The organism is Citrobacter sedlakii NBRC 105722, from assembly GCF_000759835.1.
GTDB lineage: Bacteria > Pseudomonadota > Gammaproteobacteria > Enterobacterales > Enterobacteriaceae > Citrobacter_A > Citrobacter_A sedlakii.
Genome location: NZ_BBNB01000008.1, coordinates 168007 through 191629 on the forward strand (window position 1 = coordinate 168007; position 23623 = coordinate 191629).

Consider the following 23623-nt stretch of genomic DNA (forward strand, 5'->3'; position numbering starts at 1 on the left):
CTGAGGTTTACTATGTCTGTATTTCCGCAAGGATTCTTATGGGGCGGCGCGCTCGCCGCTAACCAGTCTGAAGGGGCGTATCGCGAAGGCGGCAAAGGGCTGGCCACCGTGGATATGATCCCGCACGGCGAGCATCGCATGCCGGTTAAGCTGGGTCTGGAAAAGCGTTTCGAACTGCGGAATGACGAGTTTTACCCAAGCCATGAGGCGATCGACTTTTACCATCGCTACAAAGAGGATATTGCGCTCATGGCGGAAATGGGCTTCACCGTTTTTCGCACCTCGATCGCCTGGAGCCGCATTTACCCGAACGGCGACGAACTGACGCCCAACGCAGAGGGAATTGCCTTTTACCGCGCCGTTTTTGCCGAATGTAAAAAGTACGGTATCGAACCGCTGGTCACTCTCTGCCACTTCGACGTGCCGATGCATTTGGTCACGCAATACGGCTCGTGGCGCAACCGCAAAATGGTGGACTTCTTCACCCGCTACGCGCGCACCTGCTTTGAAGCGTTTGACGGTCTGGTGAAATACTGGCTGACCTTCAATGAAATTAACATCATGCTGCACAGTCCCTTTTCGGGGGCCGGTCTGGTGTTTGAAGAAGGCGAGAATCCGGATCAGGTGAAATATCAGGCCGCCCATCATGAGCTGATCGCCAGCGCGCTGGCGACCCAAATCGCCCATGACATTAACCCGCAGAACCAGGTGGGCTGTATGCTGGCGGGCGGTAATTTTTATCCTTACTCTTGCAAACCGGAAGACGTATGGATGGCGCTGGAGAAAGACCGCGAAAACCTGTTCTTTATCGACGTACAGGCGCGCGGCGCCTACCCGGCTTATTCCGCTCGCGTGTTTCGCGAGAAAGGCGTGGTGATTGAGAAAGCGCCGGAAGATGATGCGATCCTGAAAAATACCGTCGATTTCGTGTCGTTCAGCTACTACGCCTCGCGTTGTGCGTCGGCGGAGATGAACACGCAAAACACCCGTGCGGCTAACGTGGTTAAATCGCTACGCAACCCCTATCTTCAGGTCAGTGACTGGGGATGGGGCATCGACCCGCTCGGTCTGCGCATCACCATGAACATGATGTATGACCGATATCAGAAGCCGCTATTCCTGGTGGAAAACGGCCTCGGCGCCAAAGATGAAATCGGTGTGAACGGTGAAATTAACGACGATTACCGTATCAGCTACCTGCGTGAACATATCCGCGCCATGGCCGACGCCATTGAGGATGGCGTACCGCTGATGGGCTACACCACCTGGGGCTGCATTGACCTGGTGTCTGCGTCGACCGGTGAGATGAGCAAGCGCTACGGTTTTGTCTACGTCGAGCGCGACGACGCCGGAAACGGCACCCTCGAACGAACCCGTAAAAAGTCGTTCTGGTGGTACAAAAAAGTGATTGCCAGCAACGGCGAAGACCTGGCGTAACCAGATTGCCGGATGACCCTTATCCGGCAGTTCCTTCCCTTTCGTTACATCTCTTGCATTTAAATTACGGAATCCGCCTTCCAGTTTCAGGTTTGCCCCGACGCATTTTTACTGGCATTTTATACAGTAATCACATCCACCGTGGTAACAAGGAATCGTTTATGACGTTTGAAACTGACACGCATAATGCCGCAATCAGTAAACCGTTTCGTCGCCTAAAGGTCAGCTATGTCCGCAAGCGGCATGAAGATCGTAAAACCGGTAATACGCGGCGCTACAGTCGGCACGCATCGTTGACCATCAACGGAGACTGGCTGGAACAGGCGGGGTTTCCCACCGGAACGATCGTTAATGTGGCGGTAATGCACGGAAAACTGATTATTGAGCAGGCGAAAGAGTAAAGAGCACGGCATAGCGCGGAGACAACCACAGAAGCCTGATGATGTTTCGCTTATCCGCCTGACGCACTGAATTGATGGAGAACCGTTTGCCGGATAAGGCGCTGACAGCGCTATCCGGCAATGTGCTTTCGCGGTTTCAGTCGCCTGAAATCACGCCTCCTGCGTCTCAAGCTGAGCGAAACCGCCCTGCCCTTCCCATCCGGCAAGGCGTTGATAGACGGTTTCCACCGCATCCTTGATCGGCTGGGTCATCGGATAATAAAAACCGACGATATCCGGCTGAATGCCTAAGAATATCACTTCGCCGACATCGTCTCTGAGCTGGTCGATGAGATAGTTCAGCGGCATATTGTGGGTGGTCATCATGAACATTTCGGCGATGTCATCAGGATCGATAACGCGGATCTCTCCGGGATTCAGTCCCATATCGGTCGCGTCGACGATCAGCAGCCGATCCGGTCGCAGCTCGCGGATCGCCACGATGTCGTTTTCTGGCGCGCTACCGCCGTCAATCACGACCCAACCTCCCTGTGGCTGGGCGGCGCATTTCTCCGCCAGCAGCGGACCCGCGCCATCGTCGCCCATCATACTGTTACCGACGCACAATAAAACATCAGTCACGCAGCCTCCTCACCATCAGATAAATGGCGCTTTCCTGGTGAATATCATGCAACATGCCGAGCATTTGTTTACTCCACGCCTGCTGCTGCGGAGTTTGCCGCGCGAGCGCATTGTCAAACGCCCGCGCCAGCATTTGCACATGATTAAAATCGATCACGATCTCGCCGTACTTCGGCACCCCTTCCATTTTCCGCCGAGCTTCGCTGCCTGCTTCCAGCGTGGCAATCCATGCAAGATACGCATCCCATGGGCAGGTCAACGCCGCCTCCAGGCAGTCGATGACCCCCAGGTGGTGACCAATCGCCAGGCTGTAATAGACAACCTGCTGCGCCTCGGCGGGCGTTGCATCGTTCTCATCAATAAACTTACGGCTCAGTTGACTGAACACCACCGTTTCACTCATCGGATGCGAGCCTCCTCAACAACCTGGTTCAGATGGGTAACGATCTCGGTCAGGCGCGGATCGTTTTCCGCCTCCAGCCAGCGCGCCACCTGATGCTCTCCTTTACCTAACTGGTTGAGATAATCGTCGGCGATCTGTCGCCCATAACGGTAACCCGCCAGTCGGCGCGCCGCGCGATCCACCTTCACACGCAGCGGCTGCACCATGTCAGGATGCAAAATTTCCGCCGCCTGTTCGTCACATTCCCCCGGCGCGCGCGCATGGATTTTTTGCTCCAGCAGCCCCAGCGCCATCGCAAAACCGTACAGCGTTGCCGCAGGGGTGGGAGGACAACCCGGAATGTAGACATCGACCGGCACGATTTTATCGGTACCGCCCCAGACGCAGTACAGGTCGTGGAAAATCCCGCCGCTGTTGCCGCAAGCGCCATAAGAGATGCAAATCTTCGGGTCCGGCGCGGACTGCCATGCGCGCAGCGCTGGAGAACGCATCGCGCGGGTCACCGCGCCGGTAAACAGCAGTATGTCCGCATGGCGCGGCGACGGAACTACCTTGATGCCGAAGCGTTCGGCGTCAAACAACGGTGACAGGGTGGCGAAAATTTCTATTTCGCAGCCGTTACAGCCGCCACAGTCCACGCGGTAAACGTAAGCCGAACGCTTGATGTTTTTCAGTAACGACGCCTTCATGCTGGCGATGGATTCATCCACCGTCATCGGCACCGGAATGCCGTTGGCGTCGCGTGGGCCTAATAATGTGCTCATCAGCTGGCCTCTTTCATATGGCGAGTCAGTTCAATACGGTCGGACGGCACCAAGCATTTCTGACGCTTGCAGTCCGGGCAGGTCTCAAAACTTTCACGGTGATGCTCCGCACGGCTGTCGCCGTTATGCTTCAGCAGGGCGATGGCGTAGTCGATCTCCTTTTGCACCGCGAAAGGACGGTTGCATACGCGGCAGTTGCACAGCGCAAAGCGAGACTGCTGCAGGAAATCCTCTTTTTTCCACACCGCCAGTTCATATTCCTGAGAAAGCCGGATCGCCGCCGTCGGGCAGACTTCTTCACAGCGCCCGCAGAAAATGCAGCGTCCGAGATTGAACTGCCAGGCCAGTTCATTAGCGGCCAGATCGGTTTCAACGGTCAGCGCATTCGACGGACAGGCGTTAACACAGGCCGCGCAGCCAATGCACTGCTGCGGGTTGTGCTCCGGTTTGCCGCGGAAATTTTTATCAACCGCAATCGGCTCCAGCGGATAAGACGACGTCGGCGCGCCGGTTTTAATCACTTTTTTGATAAAGGTAAACATGGCGACTCCTTATTTCAGCGGCGAGTTTTTACGCTCAATGCTGTAGCGCTCAAGTTCTTTGTACGGCACGACCTTGCTTTTCTTCTTGCGCACATCAACCACGGTCATGCGGTCGGTACAGGAGTAGCAAGGATCGAGGCTACCGATAATCAGCGGCGCGTCGGAAACGGTGTTGCCGCGCAGCATGTAACGCAGGGTCGGCCAGTTGGCGTAGGTTGCCGCACGGCAGCGCCAGCGGTACAACTTCTGGTTGTCGCCGGTCATGCTCCAGTGGATATCATCCCCACGTGGCGCTTCCGAGAAGCCCAGCGCGAAGCGGTGCGGAATGTAGGTGAACCCTTCCACCATCAGCGGGCCGCCCGGCAGGTTGTCCAGACCGAAGTCGATCATGTTCAACGAAGTGTAAACCTCGTTAATACGCACTTTCAGACGAGAAATCACGTCGCAGCCTTGCTCACTGTGGACTTCCATCGGCAGCAGACCGTAACCAACGAACGGGTGATCGGCGCGGGTATCACGGGCATGACCGCTGGCGCGCACCATCGGACCGACGTTGCTGAAGTCGCGGGCAATTTCCGGGTCAAGACGACCGATACCCACGGTGCGCTGCTCCATGTTGGGCGTGCTGAGCAGCATATCCACCAGTTCCTGTACGTCGCGACGCATCTGCTGGGCCAGTTGACGGGTCTGGATCATGTCGTCCTTCAGCAGGTCACGACGAATTCCGCCGATCAGATTAAGACCGTAAGTTTTACGCGCGCCAGTGAGGATCTCCGCCATTTTCATGGAGGTTTCACGCACGCGGAAAAACTGCATAAAGCCGGAGTCAAACCCGGTGAAGTGACAGGCCAGACCGAGGTTCAGAAGATGGGAGTGCAGACGCTCCACCTCCAGCAGAATGGCGCGGATCATCTGCGCGCGTTCCGGCACCTGAATGCCCATCGCGTTTTCAACGGAAGTGGTGTAGGCGGTGCTGTGAGCGAAACCGCAGATACCGCACACGCGATCCGAAAGGAAAGTCACCTCGTTGTAACCCATGCGGGTTTCCGCCAGCTTTTCCATCCCACGGTGGACGTAGAACAGACGGTAGTCGGCGTCGATAATGTTTTCGCCATCGACGAACAGGCGGAAGTGTCCCGGCTCGTCAGAGGTGACATGCAGTGGGCCGATCGGCACCACGTTGTTTTTCTTGTCGCCCAACTCGTTGATAAACTCGTAGGTTTCAGCGTCGGTCGTCGGCGCGGGGCGCTGGCGATAGTCCATACTGTCTTTACGCAGTGGGTAGAGTTCGTCCGGCCAGTCGTCCGGCAGCACCAGACGGCGCTCATCCGGCAGACCGACCGGGATCAGCCCGTACATATCGCGCACTTCGCGCTCGCCCCAGACGGCAGCGGGCACGCGCGGCGTAACAGACGGATATTCCGGTTTGTTCGGGTCCACTTCCACACGCACAGTGATCCAGCACTTCTGGCCCTGCTCCATCGACAGCACGTAGTAAACCGCGTAATGCCCGCACAGCTGGCGTTCGTCATTACCGAATAAGACCGAGAGCCAGCCGCCCTGTTTATAGTAGAGAAACTCAACCACTTCCGGCAGGTAATTCACCTTCACGGTAAGGGTGAGCTGATCTCGGGTCTGCCAGGCTTCGTCCAGCACCACGCCAGGAAAAGCCTGGTGCAGCGCCGCAAGGTAGTGTTGACCTAATTTTTCTTCAGACATGCTCAAACTCTCTTCAATCACGCCACCAGCAAGGAGACGAACGCTAAAAACGCAAACCCAAAACCGGCCCAGGTCACGCGGGAAGTGGCGCAAAAACGCAAACGCGCCATGCTGTTTTCGAACAGGGCGATCGCCAGCACGCCGATGAACAACTTGGCGACGGCAATCACCAGCGCCAGCAGCAGACCGCCCATGCTGAACGTTTCCATTTGCCCCCACGGCAGGAACACGCCGACGAACATCTGCAACACCACCAGTTGCTTGAGGCTGATGCCCCATTTCAGTACCGCAAAGCCGCTACCGCTATATTCCGTCAGCGGGCCTTCCTGCAGCTCCTGCTCCGCTTCCGCCAGGTCAAACGGCAGTTTGCCCATCTCGATAAAGGTGGCGAACGCGCAGGCGCACAGCGCAAGGATCAGCGGGATACTGCGGGCCGCAGGCCAGTGGTAAATCGTGTCGGTGATATTGCTGATGTGGGTGGAACCCGCCACCTGCGCAGCGACCCACAGCCCCAGCAACAGAATCGGTTCCACCAGCACGCCGAGCATCGCTTCACGGCTGGCACCGATGGCGGTGAACGGACTGCCGGTATCCAGACCGGCGATGGCGAAAAAGAAACGGGCGATGGCGAACAGGTAAATCAGGGTGATCAGATCGCCCAGTTGCGGCAGCGGCGAACCGACGGTCACCACCGGCAGCGCGGTGGCGATAGTCAGCATCACGCCAACCATCACAAACGGCGTCAGACGAAACACCCAGCCGGAATCGGCAGGGGCGATGCTTTGTCGACCGAGCAGTTTGATAATGTCGCGGTACTCCTGCAGAACGCCCGGCCCGCGGCGATTGTGCAGACGGGCGCGCGCCACGCGGGTCACGCCGGACAACAGCGGCGCAGCGGCAAATAACACCAGCGCCTGAATTAACGGATATAAGACACTCATTCTCAGGCTCCTCGTGAAACCACAATCACCACCAGTACCGCCAGTTCAATCAGCGCCAGGCGACGGAACAGCAACGGCGCCGCCGCGTTCTGCCAGCCCGGCACCAGCGAAACCGGATTCAGCCATTTGCGCAGTTGGAGGACGGGCGCGAAAGCCTCCTTCACCGGCATGGCAAAGCCGTGCGCGGTAATGACCATCGACTGCTCATGATCGTAACCGCAGACCCACGCCGCACCGCGCGAACGTGACGGCAGACGGTTGCCCTTAAACATTGCCATGATGATGAACGGCAGCAGCGGACAGGCGATCAGCAGCAGTGCGATCATGGGTTGTGACACCGTGGTGTTCGCCGTTTCCAGCGGTAGCGGAACGGCTGTGGCGATCATCGGCAGCAGCCACGGCGCGGCGACGCCGCCCAGCACGCAGCAAATCGCCAGCGCCACCACGCTTACGCCCATCAGGATCGGCGCACAGCAGGCGTTTTCCGCTTCTTTAGTGCGCGGTGCGCCAAGGAAGGCGACGCCAAACACTTTCGCCATACACATCACCGCCAGCGCGCCGGTAATCGCCAGGCCAACCGCCAGCAGCGGCCCCAGCAGGCGCCCCACAAAGGCCCCGCTGTTACCCAGTTTGAAGAAGGATTGATAGATCACCCACTCACCTGCGAAGCCGTTCAGCGGCGGCAGCGCGGCCATCGCCATCAACCCCACCAGCATCGCGACAGAAATGACGGGCATACGCTTACCGATGCCGCCCAGCTTTTCAATGTCGCGGTGACCGGTACGGAACCAGATGCTGCCAGCCCCCAAAAACAGTACGCTTTTAAACAGGCTGTGGTTGACCAGGTGATACAGCCCGCCGGTCAGCCCCAGCGCAATTAACGCCGGTTGATTCAGTGCAATGCCGGTGACGCCCGCGCCAAGACCGAGCAGGATAATGCCGATGTTTTCCAGCGTGTGGTAAGCCAGCAGACGCTGGATGTTATGTTCCATCAGCGCATACAGGCCACCGACAAAAGCAGTGATCATCCCAAGCACCAGCAGCGTAACGCCCCACCACAGCGGCGCGTTGCCGCCAATCAGCGACAGCGACAGGATGCCCAGCAGTCCGACCTTCATGACCACGCCAGAGAACAGCGCCGCGGCTGGCGCGCTGGCGTTTGCGTGCGCCTGCGGCACCCAGCCGTGCAACGGAATAATCCCTGCCAGCAGGCCAAAGCCGACGACGCCAAGCAGCCAGATATCCGAGCCCAGCGGTAGTGTCTGGGTGCGCACGTCCAGCAGACGCAGTTCCAGCGTGCCGTAGCGCTGCCACACCAGCCAGCAGGCGATCGCCAGCAGCAGCGTACCGAGACGCCCCAGCGCAAACCACAGCTTGCCCTCTTTAGTGCATCCGGTCAGGAACACAGCGCAGAGCGCCATAATTTCCGCCATCACCACCAGTGTGCCGAGGTTACTGGCCACCACCGCGCAAACTGCCGCCGCCATCAGCAGGTTCACCAACAGGCCGTTAGCGTTAACCTGCGGGTGACGATGCCAGTCGATGTTATAGAGGCTGACGAACAGTCCGCACAGTCCGAGGGTGATCAGCCAGATCGCATTCAGCGGGGTAATTTGTACGCTATGACCGATCGCCGGCATAAGGCCGCTGACGGCGGTTGCGCTGATGAGCACCGTAAAACCCGCGCCAGCCGCACACAGGCTGCCAACCGCGCCGCCAACCCCGGCGATCCAGCCGCTCAGCGCTTTATGAAACGAAAACAGAAATGCCAGAACCGCGGCGGCGGCGAACCAGGCCACGCCGCTGGTGACTAATGAAATTGCGCTCATTTTGCATCCCCACTCTGAGCCTGCTGAAACAAGGTGAGATCGCCGAAATCGGTGTTAAAGGTCAGCTCACGCTTACGTTTGCTGGCGCGGGCGATATCCATGTTATTTACCAGATGCAGGGCTTTGGTCGGACACATCCGCACGCAGGCCGGGCCTTGTTCGTCGAAGCTGCACAGATCGCACTTCACCGCGATAGCCCGTACGCCAGGCACCCAGTCCAGCAGCGTGCTGACGCGAGCCGGCGCGGGTGGCGCGGGCGGCGCTTTTGGTGTATTGGCGTTCGCCGGAATGTGCAGCAGTCGGCTGCCGGAAAATTCAATGGCGCCAAACGGGCAGGCGATGCCGCACAGTTTGCAGCTGACGCACAGGCTTTCATTAAGCTGTACGGCGCCATCCACCCGGTTAATGGCGTTAACCGGACACACGGTGGCGCAGGGCGCGTCTTCACAATGGTGGCACAGCTGCGGCGCAGATTCTTTTTCGTTAAGCATCACTTTCAGGCGCGGCATAGACTGCAGGCCGTGCTGGCGATGCGTCTCTGAACAGGCGGCTTCACAGGTGTGGCAGCCGATACAGAGCGTGGAGTCAGCAATTACAAAACGATTCACCAGGCATTCCTCAGGTGATAGTCATTTTTGACGAAAAGATGGCGATGAAATGTCACTTTCGACACTTATCGACACACCTGTCCCTAAAAATTCCCGTGACGACACGTACGGCGACGTCACGATGTCAAACGGGTCGTGTCCCGGTCTTACGCTGCCGGGCTTTCACCCGCCGCCAGTTGGCTCAGATTGATCGGCGAACCGCTCTCGACGGCGGCATACAGACGGTCATAAACGCTGGCGATTTTGTCGAGATAGTGTTCCAGCACCTGCTCGCGGTCGCGGTTGCTGATCCGACCGTCCACACTGCCTTCAATGCTGAGCTGGGCTTGCGCAATCAACTGTTTATCTTCACCGTCTTTCGTTTCGACGTAGTATTCAATGGTGTGGCTGTTAAAGCCCTCCGCCATCGTCACGTAGATGCGAAAGTGTTCGAACAGGACGAAGCACAGGTCTTTATCCGGCGCGCAGCTCATCGCATGATGCAGCCGCGCTTTTGACAGGGTGATCCCCTGGACCAACGAATTGCAGTAAATATGCCACTGGTCCTGTAGGCGACGATGCCGCTGCGCGATGTAGTCGGCTTTTTCGCTTATTTCCCAAATAGTCATGACAGGTTACCCGTTTAACTGAGATAGCCAGCCATAAGCATATTCCATGCCACTTTTTAACTATTTGTTTTTAATAATTTTTAAAATTTACACATCGCTTTCGTCGCGCGAATGACATGTCATTTCGTCATCGTCGTCATCAGCGAGCCTTAACAATAATCATGCTGGCACGCTTATTGCTTAACCCTGGCCAACACATCGGGAGGCAACATGCACGAAATCACCCTTTGCCAGCGGGCGCTGGAATTGATCGAACAGCAGGCCGCTGCGCATGGCGCAAAACGCATAACTGGGGTCTGGCTCAAAATTGGCGCATTTTCTTGCGTTGAAAGCAGCGCTCTCTCCTTTTGTTTTGATCTGGTATGCCGTGGCACTGTTGCGGAAGGTTGTAAACTGCACCTCGAACAGCAAGAAGCCGAATGCTGGTGCGAGTGCTGTCAGGAATACGTCACGTTACTGACCCACCGCGTACGCCGTTGTCCGCAATGCAACAGCGATACGCTACGCATCGTGGCAGACGACGGATTACAGATTCGGCGAATTGAAATTGATGGAACAGAAGATTAAGCCGGGCGGCGGTTGCGCCTTATCCGGCAGAAAGCCTGTAACAAGAAAGAGACCAGGAGTGAGCAATGTGTACAACGTGCGGTTGCGCTGAAGGCAACCTTTATATAGAGGGTGATGAGCATAACCCGCATTCGGCGTTTCGTAGCGCGCCTTTTGCCCCGGCAGCCCGCCCGGCGCTGAATATTACCGGTATTAAAACGTCTGCCTTCACCCCGAGCCAGAGCGAAGAAGGCGATCTGCATTACGGACACGGCGAAGCCGGCACCCACGCGCCGGGCATGAGCCAGCGCCGCATGCTGGAAGTAGAAATCGACGTGCTGGATAAAAATAACCGTCTGGCCGAGCGCAACCGCGCCCGCTTCGCCGCCCGTCAACACCTGGTGCTCAACCTCGTCTCCAGCCCTGGTTCCGGTAAAACCACCCTGCTCACCGAAACGCTGATGAAGCTGAAAGACCGGGTTCCCTGCGCGGTCATTGAGGGCGACCAGCAAACGGTCAACGATGCCGCGCGCATTCGCGCGACCGGCACGCCAGCGATTCAGGTCAACACTGGCAAAGGCTGCCATCTCGACGCACAGATGATTGCCGACGCCGCGCCACGCTTACCGCTTGACGATAACGGCATCCTGTTTATCGAAAACGTCGGCAACCTTGTCTGTCCGGCCAGCTTCGATCTCGGCGAACGCCACAAGGTCGCGGTGCTTTCCGTTACCGAAGGTGAAGACAAACCGCTGAAATACCCGCACATGTTTGCCGCCGCCTCGTTAATGCTGCTTAACAAAGTCGATCTGCTACCGTACCTCAATTTTGACGTAGAGAAATGCATGGCCAGCGCCCGGGAAGTCAACCCGGACATCGAGATCATCCTCATTTCCGCCACCAGCGGCGAAGGGATGGAGAAATGGCTCAACTGGCTGGAGGCACAGCGATGTGCATAGGCGTTCCCGGCCAAATCCGCGCCATAGACGGTAACCAGGCCAAAGTCGACGTCTGCGGCATCCAGCGCGACGTCGACCTGACGCTGGTCGGCAGCCATGACGAAAACGGCGCGCCGCGTCTCGGTCAATGGGTACTGGTGCACGTTGGTTTCGCGATGAGCGTCATCAACGAAGCCGAAGCGCGCGACACCCTCGACGCGCTACAAAACATGTTTGATGTAGAGCCGGACGTCGGCGCTTTGCTGTACGGCGAGGAAAAATAATGCGTTTTGTTGACGAATACCGCGCGCCGGAACAGGTGATGCAGTTGATTGAGCACCTGCGCGAACGCGCCGCGCTGCTGCCTTACACCCCTGAACGTCCGCTGCGCATTATGGAAGTCTGCGGCGGTCATACCCACGCAATCTTTAAGTTTGGTCTCGACCAGTTGCTGCCGGATAACGTGGAATTCATTCACGGCCCGGGCTGCCCGGTCTGCGTACTGCCCATGGGGCGCATCGACAGCTGCGTTGAAATCGCCAGCCACCCGGAGGTGATTTTTTGTACCTTTGGCGACGCCATGCGCGTACCCGGCAAACAGGGATCGCTGTTACAGGCGAAAGCCCGCGGCGCGGATGTGCGCATCGTTTATTCGCCGATGGATGCCCTTAAACTGGCGCAGGAAAACCCGACGCGCAAAGTGGTGTTCTTCGGTCTGGGGTTTGAAACCACCATGCCAACCACGGCCATTACCTTACAGCAGGCGAAACAGCGCGATGTGCAGAACTTTTACTTTTTCTGCCAGCACATCACCCTCATTCCGACGCTGCGCAGCCTGCTTGAGCAGCCCGACAACGGCATCGACGCGTTCCTCGCGCCGGGCCACGTCAGCATGGTGATTGGCACCAACGCCTATGATTTCATAGCACGTGAGTTCGATCGTCCGCTGGTGGTCGCCGGATTCGAACCGCTTGATCTACTGCAAGGCGTAGTGATGCTGGTTGAGCAGAAAATAGCGGCCCACAGCCAGGTGGAAAACCAGTACCGCCGCGTGGTGCCCGACGCCGGAAATCTGCTGGCGCAGCAGGCGATCGCCGAGGTGTTTTGCGTGACCGGCGACAGCGAGTGGCGCGGTCTGGGGGTGATTGAATCGTCCGGCGTGCATTTGACGCCTGATTATCAGCGTTTTGATGCTGAAACCCACTTCCGTCCAGCGCCGCAGCAGGTTTACGACGACCCGCGCGCGCGCTGTGGCGAAGTGCTGACCGGCAAATGTAAGCCGCATCAGTGTCCGTTGTTTGGCAAAACCTGTAACCCGGAAAGCGCATTTGGCGCGTTGATGGTGTCTTCAGAAGGCGCATGTGCCGCCTGGTATCAGTATCGTCAGCAGGAGTGTGAAGCATGAACAGCGTACAACTCGCCCACGGTAGCGGCGGACAGGCCATGCAGCAGCTGATTAACAGCCTGTTTATGGAGGCCTTCGCCAACCCGTGGCTCGCCGAGCAGGAAGACCAGGCGCGGCTGGAACTGGCGCAACTGGTGGCCGAAGGCGATCGGCTGGCCTTTTCGACCGACAGCTACGTTATTGACCCGCTGTTTTTCCCCGGCGGCAATATCGGCAAGCTGGCGATCTGCGGCACCGCCAACGACGTGGCGGTCAGCGGCGCTGTTCCGCGCTATCTCTCCTGCGGCTTTATCCTTGAAGAAGGTCTGCCGATGGAGACGTTGAAAGCCGTGGTGAGCAGCATGGCGGCGACCGCGCGCGAAGCAAATATCGCCATCGTCACCGGCGACACCAAAGTCGTGCAGCGCGGCGCGGCGGACAAGCTGTTTATCAACACCGCCGGAATGGGGGCGATTCCTGCCAGCATCCACTGGGGCGCGCAAACCCTGTCTGCGGGCGATGTGCTGCTGGTCAGCGGCACCCTTGGCGACCACGGCGCCACTATCCTCAACCTGCGCGAACAGCTCGGGCTGGACGGCGAACTGGTCAGCGACTGCGCGGTGCTGACGCCGCTGATTCAGGCCCTGCGGGATATTCCGGGCGTGAAGGCGCTGCGCGACGCCACCCGCGGCGGTGTCAACGCGGTGGTCCATGAATTTGCCGCCGCCTGCGGTTATGGCATTGAGCTGTCCGAATCCGCTCTTCCCGTAAAGCCTGCCGTTCGGGGAGTATGCGAGCTGCTGGGGCTGGACGCGCTCAACTTTGCCAACGAAGGCAAACTGGTGATTGCCGTGGAACGTGATGCGGCAGAAGCGGTGTTGGCGGCGCTGCATGCGCATCCGCTGGGGCGCGACGCCGCGCTGATTGGTGACGTGGTCGAGCGCAAAGGCGTGCGGCTGGCGGGTCTGTACGGCGTGAAGCGAACGCTCGATCTCCCGCACGCCGAGCCGCTGCCGCGGATCTGTTAAGTTCGTTATGTTGCCGGATGACGCTAAATGCTTGTCCGGTCAGTACAAGCGGGTCGACCCAGTGGCCCGCAATAAACGCAAAAGAATACCTATAATTTAACTCACTTTTCTCACCGCGCAGCGGTACTTTCCTGGAAAAGCAACATGTCGTATACACCGATGAGCGATCTCGGGCAGCAAGGATTGTTCGATATCACTCGTACATTATTACAGCAGCCCGACCTGCAATCGCTGAGTGAGGCGCTTTCGCAGTTGGTAAAGCGCTCTACGCTTGCCGACAGCGCGGCGATAGTGTTGTGGCAAGCCGAAACGCAGCGCGCATCGTATTACGCCACGCGCGAACAGGGTAAACCCGTCGCTTATGAGGATGAGACGGTGCTGGCTCACGGGCCGATTCGTCGGATCCTCTCCCGTCCTGACGCCCTGCACTGTCACTATACCGAGTTCAGCGAGACCTGGCCGCAACTGGCATCCGGCGGTCTGTATGAGCCCTTCGGGCATTACTGCCTGCTGCCGCTGGCGGCGGAAGGACGCATTTTCGGCGGCTGCGAGTTTACCCGCCGTGAAGAAAGTTCCTGGAGCGAAAAGGAGTACCAGCGCCTGCAAACCTTCACCCAGATCGTCGGCGTGGTGGCAGAGCAGATCCAGTGCCGGGTAACCAATAACGTCGATTACGAACTTCTGTGCCGGGAGCGCGATAACTTCCGTATTCTGGTCGCCATCACCAACGCTGTGCTCTCGCGTCTGGATATGGACGAACTGGTGAGCGAAGTCGCCAAAGAGATCCATCATTATTTCAACATTGACGACATCAGCATCGTTCTGCGCAGCCACCGGAAAAACAAACTCAATATCTATTCCACGCATTATCTCGATCAGAATCATCCCGCGCACGAACAGAGCGAAGTCGATGAAGCCGGTACCCTGACCGAACGGGTGTTTAAAAGCAAAGAGATGCTGCTTATCAACCTCAATGAACGGGATGCGCTGGCGCCATATGAACGGATGCTGTTTGAAACCTGGGGTAATCAGATCCAGACGCTGTGCCTGTTGCCGCTGATGTCAGGCAATAGCATGGTCGGGGTGCTGAAACTGGCGCAGTGCGAAGAAAAAGTGTTTACCACCGCCAACCTGAAGCTGCTGCGCCAGATTGCCGAACGTGTGGCGATCGCTGTTGATAACGCGCGGGCGTATCAGGAAATCCACCGTCTGAAAGAACGTCTGGTGGACGAGAACCTGGCGCTGACCGAACAGCTCAACAACGTCGACAGTGAGTTCGGCGAGATCATCGGTCGCAGCGAGGCAATGTACAGCGTACTGAAGCAGGTAGAGATGGTCGCGCAAAGCGACAGTACGGTGCTGATCCTCGGTGAAACCGGCACCGGGAAGGAGTTGATTGCCCGGGCGATTCATAACCTGAGCGGCCGCAACGCACGCCGGATGGTGAAAATGAACTGCGCGGCAATGCCCGCCGGACTGCTGGAAAGCGATCTGTTCGGTCATGAGCGCGGGGCGTTTACCGGCGCCAGCGCGCAGCGGATAGGCCGTTTTGAGCTGGCGGATAAAAGTTCCCTGTTTCTGGATGAAGTGGGCGATATGCCGCTGGAGTTGCAGCCGAAACTGTTGCGCGTGTTACAGGAGCAGGAATTTGAACGGCTGGGCAGCAACAAACTGATCCAGACCGATGTACGCCTGATTGCCGCCACTAACCGCGATCTGAAAAAAATGGTTCTCGACCGCGAGTTTCGCAGCGACCTTTACTACCGGCTGAATGTTTTTCCGATCCAGTTGCCGCCGTTGCGCGAGCGCCCGGAAGATATTCCACTGCTGGTCAAAGCGTTTACCTTCAAGATCGCCCGCCGTCTGGGACGCAATATCGACAGCATTCCGGCGGAAACCCTGCGTACGCTTAGCAGTATGGAGTGGCCGGGTAACGTACGTGAACTGGAAAACGTTATTGAGCGCGCCGTACTGCTCACCAGAGGCAACGTGCTCCAGCTCTCGCTACCGGATATGGGAATGCTCACGCCTCACACGCCGCCGGTGGCGACCGAAGTGGCGCAGGACGGCGAGGATGAGTACCAGTTGATTATGCGCGTATTAAAAGAGACCAACGGCGTGGTTGCGGGGCCGAAAGGCGCAGCCCAGCGTCTGGGCCTGAAGCGCACCACCCTGCTGTCGCGCATGAAAAGACTGGGGATTGATAAGGACGCGCTGGTGTAAGAGGCCATTGACGAATAAGGCGCATGCGCCTTATTCGTCCTACCCGTTCAGCCCTCTTCCCTGCGCTTCTTACGCTGAAATTTTTCGGGCAGCGCCGGAACGGGACGTTTATCGTCAATCAAATGCTGAACGGTGAGGATCGGATGCCGCCAGAGCATTCTCGGCCCCGCCCAGCGCATGATCTGCTTCATTTCCTCGCGCTTAGCGGGCTGGTAACAGTGCACCGGACACTGTTTACAGGCCGGTTTTTCCTCGCCAAACACGCATCTGTCCAGCCGCTTTTGCGCATAGGCGAACAGCGCGTCATAGTGCCCTGATTCGTCAGACGCCTGCGGACACTGGCTTTCGTATAGCGCGATCATCTTTTTAATCGTCAATTTTTCACGAGCAATACGCTTGCCGGTCATGATGTGCCCTCCGCGGCATTAAGATGCATTTATTCTACAACTTAACTATTCACGACACTATCCCCCGAAGGTGACAGGTTCCTCACCGGTCAGTCAAATAAGAATTATTTTCATTTAACTGTATCTTATCTATACCTTGTGCTATATAACATAGCAAAGGCTATATTCGATGAATAATTAACCACTTTATTATGAGGGATACTATGCCGCACCTGCCCCGTTTAACATCGCTCCTGTTCACTGGCGCACTTGCCGTTTTTGCGCTGTCGCCTGCGTATGCAAAAGAGAAATTCAAAGTCATTACCACCTTCACGGTGATCGCTGACATGGCGCGAAATGTCGCGGGCGATGCGGCAGACGTCAGCTCCATCACCAAGCCCGGCGCAGAAATTCATGAGTATCAACCCACGCCTGGCGACATTAAACGGGCACAAGGCGCGCAGTTGATCCTCTCTAATGGCCTGAATCTGGAACTGTGGTTTGCCCGCTTTTACCAGCATTTGGACGGCGTACCAGAAGTCACGGTCTCAAACGGCGTGAAGCCAATGGGCATCAGCGAAGGTCCCTATAACGGGAAGCCTAATCCGCACGCGTGGATGTCGGCAGAAAACGCCTTAATCTATGTCGATAATATTCGCGCTGCACTGGTGAAATACGATCCGGACAACGCCGCGGTTTACCAGAAAAACGCCGAGACCTATAAAGCGGAAATCCGCAAGGCGCTGGCTCCGTTACAGGCCGAACTGGCGAAGATCCCCGCCGACAAACGCTGGTTGGTCACCAGCGAAGGGGCTTTCTCTTACCTTGCGCGCGATAACGGGCTGAAAGAGCTTTATCTCTGGCCAATCAACGCCGATCAGCAGGGCACGCCGAAACAGGTGCGCAAAGTGATCGACGCCATCAAAGCGCACCACATCCCTGCGGTATTCAGTGAAAGCACCGTCCCGGATAAACCTGCCCGCCAGGTGGCGCGGGAATCCGGCGCACACTATGGCGGCGTGCTGTATGTCGACTCCCTGAGCGCGGCAGACGGTCCGGTTCCGACCTATCTCGAGCTGCTGCGCGTCACCACTGAAACCATCGTCAAAGGGATTAACGACGGTCTGAGGAGCCAACCATGAGTCCATCTGCGATTACCGTGAATCAGCTGACGGTGACGTATCGCAACGGTCACACCGCGCTGCGGGATGCCACGTTTCAGGTGCCGGGCGGCTCCATCGCCGCGCTGGTCGGGGTGAACGGCTCGGGAAAATCGACGCTGTTTAAGGCGCTAATGGGCTTTGTCCGGCTGGCTGCAGGGAATATCGCCATTCTGCAACAGCCGGTGAGCAAGGCGCTGAAGCACAATCTGATCGCTTATGTGCCGCAGTCCGAAGAAGTGGACTGGTCTTTTCCGGTGCTGGTGGAAGATGTGGTGATGATGGGACGCTACGGTCACATGGGCTGGCTGCGCCGAGCGAGCGCGGAAGATCATGCGCGCGTCGACGCGGCGCTGGCACGGGTAGATATGCTGGCATACCGCCACCGCCAGATTGGTGAACTGTCCGGCGGGCAAAAAAAACGCGTATTTCTTGCCAGAGCGATCGCCCAGGAGGGTCAGGTGATCCTGCTGGATGAACCTTTCACCGGTGTGGACGTTAAAACCGAAGCCCGCATTATTGCGCTGTTGCGTGAACTGCGCGACGAGGGGCGCACCATGCTGGTATCGACGCATAATCTCGGCTCGGTAACCGAGTTTTGCGATTACACCGTGATGATCAAAGGCACGGTGCTGGCTAGCGGCCCTACCGATACCACCTTTACCGCCGAAAACCTGGAACTGGCGTTCAGCGGCGTTTTGCGACACGTCGCGCTCAGCGGCGGCGAAGAACATATCATTACTGATGATGAACGCCCGTTTATCGCCCGCCGTACGGTTGAGGGAGGTCAATGATGAACTGGCTGACCGAGCCGTTTGGCTATCAGTACATGCTCAATGCAATGTGGGTCTCGGCGATGGTCGGCGGCCTGTGCGCATTTCTCTCCTGCTATTTGATGCTCAAGGGTTGGTCGCTGATTGGCGATGCGCTGTCGCATTCGATCGTGCCCGGCGTCGCCGGGGCGTTTATGCTGGGTCTTCCCTTCTCTGTCGGCGCGTTTCTTTCCGGCGGCCTGGCGGCGGGCAGTATGTTGTTTCTTAATCAGCGCTCCCGGTTAAAAGAGGACGCCATTATCGGTCTGATTTTTTCCTCATTTTTTGGCATCGGACTGTTTATGGTGTCACTAAACCCGATGTCGGTGAATATTCAGACGATAATCCTCGGTAACGTGCTGGCTATCGCGCCGGAAGACATTCTGCAGTTAGCAATTATCGGCGTGGTTTCTTTGCTCATCCTGTTGTTAAAGTGGAAAGACCTGATGGTCACCTTCTTTGATGAAAACCACGCCCGTTCAATTGGCCTGAACCCGGGTCGTCTGAAGCTGCTGTTTTTTACCCTGCTGTCGGTGTCGACCGTTGCCGCCCTGCAAACCGTTGGAGCCTTTCTGGTGATCTGCCTTGTGGTCACGCCCGGCGCAACGGCCTGGCTGTTAACCGACCGCTTTCCGCGTTTACTGACTCTCGCTGTCGCCATTGGTAGCCTGACCAGCTTCTTCGGCGCCTGGCTCAGCTACTGGCTGGACGGCGCCACCGGAGGAATTATCGTGGTCCTGCAAACATTACTGTTTTTGCTGACGTTTATATTTGCGCCGAAGCACGGACTGCTCGCTAACCGACGTCGCGCACGCCTTAAGGAGCCGTCATGTTCTTAAGCACACTGCTTGAGCCTTTTCAGTTCGACTTTATGCTGAACGCCCTTGCCGTTTCCGTCATTGTCGCTATTCCCTGCGCGCTGCTGTCGGTCTTTCTGGTGCTGAAAGGCTGGGCGCTCATGGGTGATGCCATGAGTCACGCGGTGTTTCCGGGTATTGTGCTGGCGTATATCGTCGGTATTCCGCTGGCTATCGGCGCGTTTATCGCCGGGCTGTTTTGCGCTGTCGCCACGGGCTTTCTCGACGATAACAGCCGCATTAAACGCGATACCATCATGGGGATCGTATTCTCTGGTATGTTTGGCGCAGGGCTGGTGCTGTACGTGTCAATTCAGTCTGAAGTGCATCTGGACCATATTCTGTTCGGCGACATGCTTGGGGTATCGCTGGTCGATATTCTGCAAACCGCGCTTATTGCCCTGGGGATCGCGCTGATTATCGGCGTAAAATGGAAAGATTTGCTGCTGCACGCTTTCGATCCCCATCAGGCGAAAGCCTGTGGGCTGAACACCACGCTGCTGCATTACGGTCTGCTGTGCATGATCGCCCTGACCATTGTCGCGACGTTAAAATCGGTCGGCATTATTTTGTCGATTTCTCTGCTGATCGCCCCTGGCGCGATTGCCATTCTGCTCACCCGCCGTTTTGGCCACGCGCTGTTGCTGGCGGTGTTGCTGTCGACGATCAGCGCGTTTCTCGGGGTCTATTTATCCTTTTTCTTAGACAGCGCCCCTGCGCCAACGATTGTTGTGCTGTTTACGGTGATTTTTATCGTCGCGTTTATTTATTCATCCCTTCGCGATCGGCGATCTGAAATGCGGAGCCGCCAGCCCGTCTGATTTCGTGGCATAAAGAGGATCGCGACGTAGCGCTCCTCTTTTACGCTGATAAAATCGTTGAATGACATCGTTCGTGACCAAATTCACAATTGAATGCACAAAGATTAGACAAAAAGAGAAAATAACATAATGTATATTCGTGACTAATGGAGAACGTACATTATGAACATCCTGACCACATCTTATAAAATGTCCAAATGGTTTAATATTGACACCGTTATTGTCAATCACCGTCCTTAACGCCACATACGCCTCCACCGCAATATCATTGCAGGCTATTTATTTAGCCAGTAACTGATATCCCATACTTGTTTTTATGATTTCTGTTTCACCGCAGCGGTTTTGACTCGCCCTGATAAATTGGCGAAGGTCAGTCGTTTCGACGATCTACGGTTAATCATAAAGACGAATTCGTATTGCGTCAGAAAAGTGGTTTTCATATTTCATGAATAACCCCGGGAATCGCGCGCCCAAAATAAAGATTAAAGGATGACATCATGAATAACTTTAAACATCTGCCAGAACCTTTTCGTATTCGCGTTATTGAACCGGTAAAACGCACCACCCGGGAGCATCGTGACAATGCGATTATTAACGCCGGGATGAACCCCTTCCTGCTGGATAGCGAAGATGTCTTTATTGATCTGCTGACTGACAGCGGCACCGGCGCCGTCACGCAAAATATGCAGGCGGCAATGATGCGCGGCGATGAAGCTTACAGCGGCAGCCGAAGCTATTATGCGTTATGCAAAGCGGTGAACGATATTTTTGGTTATCAGTACACCATTCCAACGCACCAGGGGCGCGGCGCTGAACAAATCTACATTCCGGTGCTAATCAAAAAACGCGAGCAGGAAAAAGGCCTCGATCGCAGCAAAATGGTGGCTTTCTCCAACTATTTCTTCGACACCACCCAGGGTCATAGCCAGATTAACGGCTGTACCGTTCGCAACGTCTACATTAAGGAAGCGTTTGATACTGCCGTTCGCAATGACTTTAAGGGTGATTTTGATCTGCAGAGTCTGGAGCATGAAATTGAAACCGTCGGCCCGAATAATGTCCCTTATATCGTGGCGACCATTACCTGTAACTCGGCGGGTGGCCAGCCGGTTTCGCTCGCGAACCTGAAAGCGATGTACGCTATCGCGAAGAAGTACGATATTCCGGTGGTAATGGACTCGGCGCGCTTTGCGGAAAACGCCTGGTTTATTCAGCAACGAGAGCCGGGTTATCAGGACTGGACCATTGAAGAGATCACCCGCGAGACCTATAAGTATGCGGATATGCTCGCCATGTCAGCGAAGAAGGATGCCATGGTGCCAATGGGCGGGCTGCTGTGCATTAAAGACGACAGTTTCCTCGATGTGTATACCGAATGCAGGACGATTTGCGTGGTGCAGGAAGGCTTCCCGACATACGGCGGGCTGGAAGGCGGCGCAATGGAGCGTCTGGCCGCGGGCCTCTACGATGGGATGAACCAGGACTGGCTATCCTACCGCATCGCGCAGGTTCAGTACCTGGTAGACGGCCTGGAAGCCATCGGCGTGACCTGTCAGCAAGCGGGCGGGCATGCGGCATTCGTCGACGCCGGTAAGCTGCTGCCGCATATTCCTGCTGAGCAGTTCCCGGCCCAGGCGTTGGCCTGCGAACTGTATAAAGTCGCGGGCATTCGCGCCGTCGAGATTGGGTCATTCCTGCTTGGCCGCGATCCGAAAACCGGCAAGCAGCTACCGTGTCCGGCCGAGCTGCTGCGCTTAACCATCCCCCGCGCGACGTACACCCAAACGCATATGGACTTTATTATTGAAGCCTTCGGACACGTCAAAGAGAATGCCCATAATATTAAAGGGTTAACCTTCACCTACGAGCCAAAAGTCTTACGTCACTTTACCGCGCGACTCGCGGAAGTGTAATTAACCCTGACGCCAGCGGCGTTATCGCCTTGATAACGCCGCTGGCGAATTCAAGCCTGGCATTATTGTTATTCCTGACGACAACACCGACTTAGCCGTTATCATTAAGGGAACGCCATGGACGAAGACGCAAATAAAAAACACTCCTCATTCTGGGGAATTATGGTGATTGCCGGCACCGTTATTGGTGGCGGGATGTTTGCTTTACCGGTTGACCTTGCTGGCGCGTGGTTTTTCTGGGGGGCGTTTATTTTAATTATCTCCTGGTTTTCCATGTTGCATTCCGGGTTATTGTTATTAGAAGCCAACCTTAATTACCCCGTAGGATCCAGCTTTAACACCATTACGAAAGATTTAATAGGCGCGAAGTGGAACATCATCAGCGGTATCACCGTCGCTTTCGTGTTATATATTTTGACCTATGCCTATATTTCGGCGAACGGGGCAATCATTAGCGAAACCATTGCGATTAACACCGGCACACATGTGAATCCGAGGATCGTGGGCATAGGTAGCGCAATCTTCGTCGCCAGCATTTTGTGGATCAGTTCTCTCGCCGCCAGTCGCATCACCTCTTTTTTTCTCGGCATTAAGATCATTGCCTTTATCGTGGTGTTCGGCTCATTCTTCTTTCAGGTTGACTATTCCATTCTCAGGGACATCGCCGAGCCACAGGCCAATCGCACCTATCTGCCCTATATTTTGATGGCGGTTCCGGTCTGCCTGGCTTCGTTCGGTTTTCACGGCAATATTCCCAGCCTGATTATCTGTTACGGCAAGAGAAAGGATAAGCTGATCAAAAGCATCGTCTTTGGTTCACTGCTGGCGCTGGTGATTTATCTGTTCTGGCTGTACTGCACGATGGGCAATATTCATCGCAGCAACTTCAAGGAGATCATCGCCTCAGGCGGCAATGTTGATTCGCTGGTAAAGTCATTTTTAGGCACTAACCAACATGGCATTATCGAGTTTTTTCTGCTGATCTTTTCTAACCTTGCGGTAGCCAGTTCATTCTTTGGCGTCACGCTGGGGCTGTTCGACTACCTGGCGGATCTGTTCAAAATCGACAATTCCCCCCTCGGGCGATTCAAAACCCTGCTGTTTACCTTTTTACCTCCGGCTGCGTTGTACCTGCTGTTCCCAAACGGTTTTATCTACGCGATTGGCGGAGCCGGGCTGTGTGCCACCATCTGGGCGGTTATCGTGCCGGCATTCCTTGCGTTGAAATCGCGTGAACGCTTTCCGGATAAAATGTTCACCGTATGGGGCGGCAGAGCGATCCCCATGGTGGTGATATTTTTCGGCATTACGGTCATTCTTTGCTGGTTCGGCAGCACCTTTAACCTCCTGCCACGGTTTGGCTAAACCGAAATGGAATGAGGATCGAGAAGTCTCGATCCTCGCTTTCCCTGAGTTGCTTATCTCCGTTATCATAAGCCCCTTATGTGATAACAACGAAAACGAAAAGCATCGCAATCCGTTTAAATTCAGGGAACTGGACACAACTTCATGAGTACAATCGATAATCTCGACGCCCATACCCCAATGATGCATTAGTGTGTTGATATTGATAAATAACGATTATTTTCATAAAAATACCAAAAACTGCATTTCAGCCTACATTTATTTAACTAACTGATTTTACGAACATTGTTTGCCATACTCGTCTGGCGTTATACTTC

The 23623-nt window shown here is 56.1% G+C and carries 25 protein-coding genes; 15 read left to right on the forward strand and 10 right to left on the reverse strand.

Annotated elements, in window-relative coordinates; genetic code table 11:
• The first annotated feature begins 12 nt into the window (after positions 1-12).
• Both CSE01S_RS12005 and CSE01S_RS12010 read left to right on the forward strand, forming a co-directional pair.
• Entirely contained in the window at positions 13-1437 is a 1425-nt protein-coding gene (locus CSE01S_RS12005) for a 6-phospho-beta-glucosidase (RefSeq protein WP_042288604.1), read from the forward strand.
• Between the two features lie 161 nt (positions 1438-1598).
• The gene (locus tag CSE01S_RS12010; RefSeq protein WP_042288608.1) at positions 1599-1838 is read left to right on the forward strand and encodes a SymE family type I addiction module toxin; all 240 of its coding nucleotides are present in this window, start codon (positions 1599-1601) and stop codon (positions 1836-1838) included.
• Positions 1839-1988: 150 nt separating this feature from the next.
• Here the strand turns inward: CSE01S_RS12010 and hycI are convergent, their stop codons facing one another.
• The 9 genes from hycI to hycA form a co-directional block, all read right to left on the reverse strand.
• The gene (hycI, locus tag CSE01S_RS12015; RefSeq protein WP_042288610.1) at positions 1989-2459 is read right to left on the reverse strand and encodes a hydrogenase maturation peptidase HycI; all 471 of its coding nucleotides are present in this window, start codon (positions 2457-2459) and stop codon (positions 1989-1991) included.
• Entirely contained in the window at positions 2452-2862 is a 411-nt protein-coding gene (locus tag CSE01S_RS12020) for a formate hydrogenlyase maturation HycH family protein (RefSeq protein WP_042288612.1), read from the reverse strand. The genes hycI and CSE01S_RS12020 overlap by 8 nt, the downstream gene beginning before the upstream one ends.
• Entirely contained in the window at positions 2859-3626 is a 768-nt protein-coding gene (hycG, locus tag CSE01S_RS12025; RefSeq protein WP_042288616.1) for a formate hydrogenlyase subunit HycG, read from the reverse strand. The genes CSE01S_RS12020 and hycG overlap by 4 nt, the downstream gene beginning before the upstream one ends.
• Positions 3626-4168, reverse strand: coding sequence for a formate hydrogenlyase subunit HycF (gene hycF, locus CSE01S_RS12030; RefSeq protein WP_042288620.1), 543 nt, complete (start codon positions 4166-4168; stop codon positions 3626-3628). Before hycF ends, hycG begins: the two co-directional genes overlap by 1 nt.
• Before the next feature lie 9 nt (positions 4169-4177).
• On the reverse strand, positions 4178-5887 hold the full coding sequence (hycE, locus tag CSE01S_RS12035; protein ID WP_042288622.1) for a formate hydrogenlyase subunit HycE: 1710 nt from the start codon (positions 5885-5887) through the stop codon (positions 4178-4180).
• A gap of 17 nt (positions 5888-5904) precedes the next feature.
• Entirely contained in the window at positions 5905-6828 is a 924-nt protein-coding gene (locus tag CSE01S_RS12040) for a respiratory chain complex I subunit 1 family protein (RefSeq protein ID WP_042288625.1), read from the reverse strand.
• Between the two features lie 2 nt (positions 6829-6830).
• On the reverse strand, positions 6831-8657 hold the full coding sequence (gene hycC / locus CSE01S_RS12045) for a formate hydrogenlyase subunit 3 (protein ID WP_042288628.1): 1827 nt from the start codon (positions 8655-8657) through the stop codon (positions 6831-6833).
• Positions 8654-9265 carry a formate hydrogenlyase subunit HycB gene (hycB, locus tag CSE01S_RS12050; RefSeq protein ID WP_042288631.1) on the reverse strand — a complete coding sequence of 204 codons (612 nt, stop codon included), beginning with the start codon at positions 9263-9265 and terminating at the stop codon, positions 8654-8656. The genes hycC and hycB overlap by 4 nt, the downstream gene beginning before the upstream one ends.
• Positions 9266-9411: 146 nt before the next feature.
• Entirely contained in the window at positions 9412-9873 is a 462-nt protein-coding gene (gene hycA, locus CSE01S_RS12055; protein ID WP_042288635.1) for a formate hydrogenlyase regulator HycA, read from the reverse strand.
• A gap of 210 nt (positions 9874-10083) precedes the next feature.
• On the opposite strand from hycA, the gene hypA reads away from it, so the two are divergent.
• From hypA to flhA, 6 genes are all read left to right on the forward strand, one after another.
• Positions 10084-10440: a hydrogenase maturation nickel metallochaperone HypA gene (hypA, locus tag CSE01S_RS12060; protein ID WP_042288638.1), complete on the forward strand. Its 357-nt coding sequence runs from the start codon at positions 10084-10086 to the stop codon at positions 10438-10440.
• A gap of 65 nt (positions 10441-10505) precedes the next feature.
• Entirely contained in the window at positions 10506-11378 is an 873-nt protein-coding gene (hypB, locus tag CSE01S_RS12065; RefSeq protein WP_042288643.1) for a hydrogenase nickel incorporation protein HypB, read from the forward strand.
• Positions 11369-11641, forward strand: a complete 273-nt coding sequence (gene hypC, locus CSE01S_RS12070) for a hydrogenase 3 maturation protein HypC (RefSeq protein WP_042288645.1) — start codon at positions 11369-11371, stop codon at positions 11639-11641. The genes hypB and hypC overlap by 10 nt, the downstream gene beginning before the upstream one ends.
• Positions 11641-12762: a hydrogenase formation protein HypD gene (hypD, locus tag CSE01S_RS12075; protein WP_042288651.1), complete on the forward strand. Its 1122-nt coding sequence runs from the start codon at positions 11641-11643 to the stop codon at positions 12760-12762. The genes hypC and hypD overlap by 1 nt, the downstream gene beginning before the upstream one ends.
• Positions 12759-13769: a hydrogenase maturation carbamoyl dehydratase HypE gene (gene hypE / locus CSE01S_RS12080; RefSeq protein WP_042288653.1), complete on the forward strand. Its 1011-nt coding sequence runs from the start codon at positions 12759-12761 to the stop codon at positions 13767-13769. The genes hypD and hypE overlap by 4 nt, the downstream gene beginning before the upstream one ends.
• A 144-nt stretch (positions 13770-13913) precedes the next feature.
• On the forward strand, positions 13914-15992 hold the full coding sequence (gene flhA / locus CSE01S_RS12085; protein WP_042288657.1) for a formate hydrogenlyase transcriptional activator FlhA: 2079 nt from the start codon (positions 13914-13916) through the stop codon (positions 15990-15992).
• Positions 15993-16039: 47 nt separating this feature from the next.
• On the opposite strand, the gene CSE01S_RS12090 is transcribed toward flhA, so the two are convergent.
• Entirely contained in the window at positions 16040-16399 is a 360-nt protein-coding gene (locus CSE01S_RS12090; RefSeq protein WP_042288659.1) for a nitrous oxide-stimulated promoter family protein, read from the reverse strand.
• A gap of 203 nt (positions 16400-16602) precedes the next feature.
• On the opposite strand from CSE01S_RS12090, the gene sitA reads away from it, so the two are divergent.
• The 7 genes from sitA (at position 16603) to tnaB (ending at position 23306) form a co-directional block, all read left to right on the forward strand.
• Positions 16603-17520 (forward strand): iron/manganese ABC transporter substrate-binding protein SitA, encoded by a 918-nt coding sequence (sitA, locus tag CSE01S_RS12095; protein WP_042288663.1) that lies wholly within the window; start codon positions 16603-16605, stop codon positions 17518-17520.
• The gene (gene sitB, locus CSE01S_RS12100) at positions 17517-18332 is read left to right on the forward strand and encodes an iron/manganese ABC transporter ATP-binding protein SitB (protein WP_042288665.1); all 816 of its coding nucleotides are present in this window, start codon (positions 17517-17519) and stop codon (positions 18330-18332) included. Before sitA ends, sitB begins: the two co-directional genes overlap by 4 nt.
• Entirely contained in the window at positions 18332-19189 is an 858-nt protein-coding gene (sitC, locus tag CSE01S_RS12105) for an iron/manganese ABC transporter permease subunit SitC (RefSeq protein ID WP_042289053.1), read from the forward strand. The genes sitB and sitC overlap by 1 nt, the downstream gene beginning before the upstream one ends.
• On the forward strand, positions 19180-20028 hold the full coding sequence (sitD, locus tag CSE01S_RS12110; protein WP_042288667.1) for an iron/manganese ABC transporter permease subunit SitD: 849 nt from the start codon (positions 19180-19182) through the stop codon (positions 20026-20028). Before sitC ends, sitD begins: the two co-directional genes overlap by 10 nt.
• Positions 20029-20190: 162 nt before the next feature.
• Entirely contained in the window at positions 20191-20268 is a 78-nt protein-coding gene (tnaC, locus tag CSE01S_RS23520) for a tryptophanase leader peptide (RefSeq protein WP_072014995.1), read from the forward strand.
• Between the two features lie 257 nt (positions 20269-20525).
• On the forward strand, positions 20526-21941 hold the full coding sequence (tnaA, locus tag CSE01S_RS12115) for a tryptophanase (RefSeq protein ID WP_042288670.1): 1416 nt from the start codon (positions 20526-20528) through the stop codon (positions 21939-21941).
• A 117-nt stretch (positions 21942-22058) separates the two neighbouring features.
• On the forward strand, positions 22059-23306 hold the full coding sequence (gene tnaB, locus CSE01S_RS12120) for a low affinity tryptophan permease TnaB (RefSeq protein ID WP_042288673.1): 1248 nt from the start codon (positions 22059-22061) through the stop codon (positions 23304-23306).
• Positions 23307-23623: the final 317 nt, after the last annotated feature.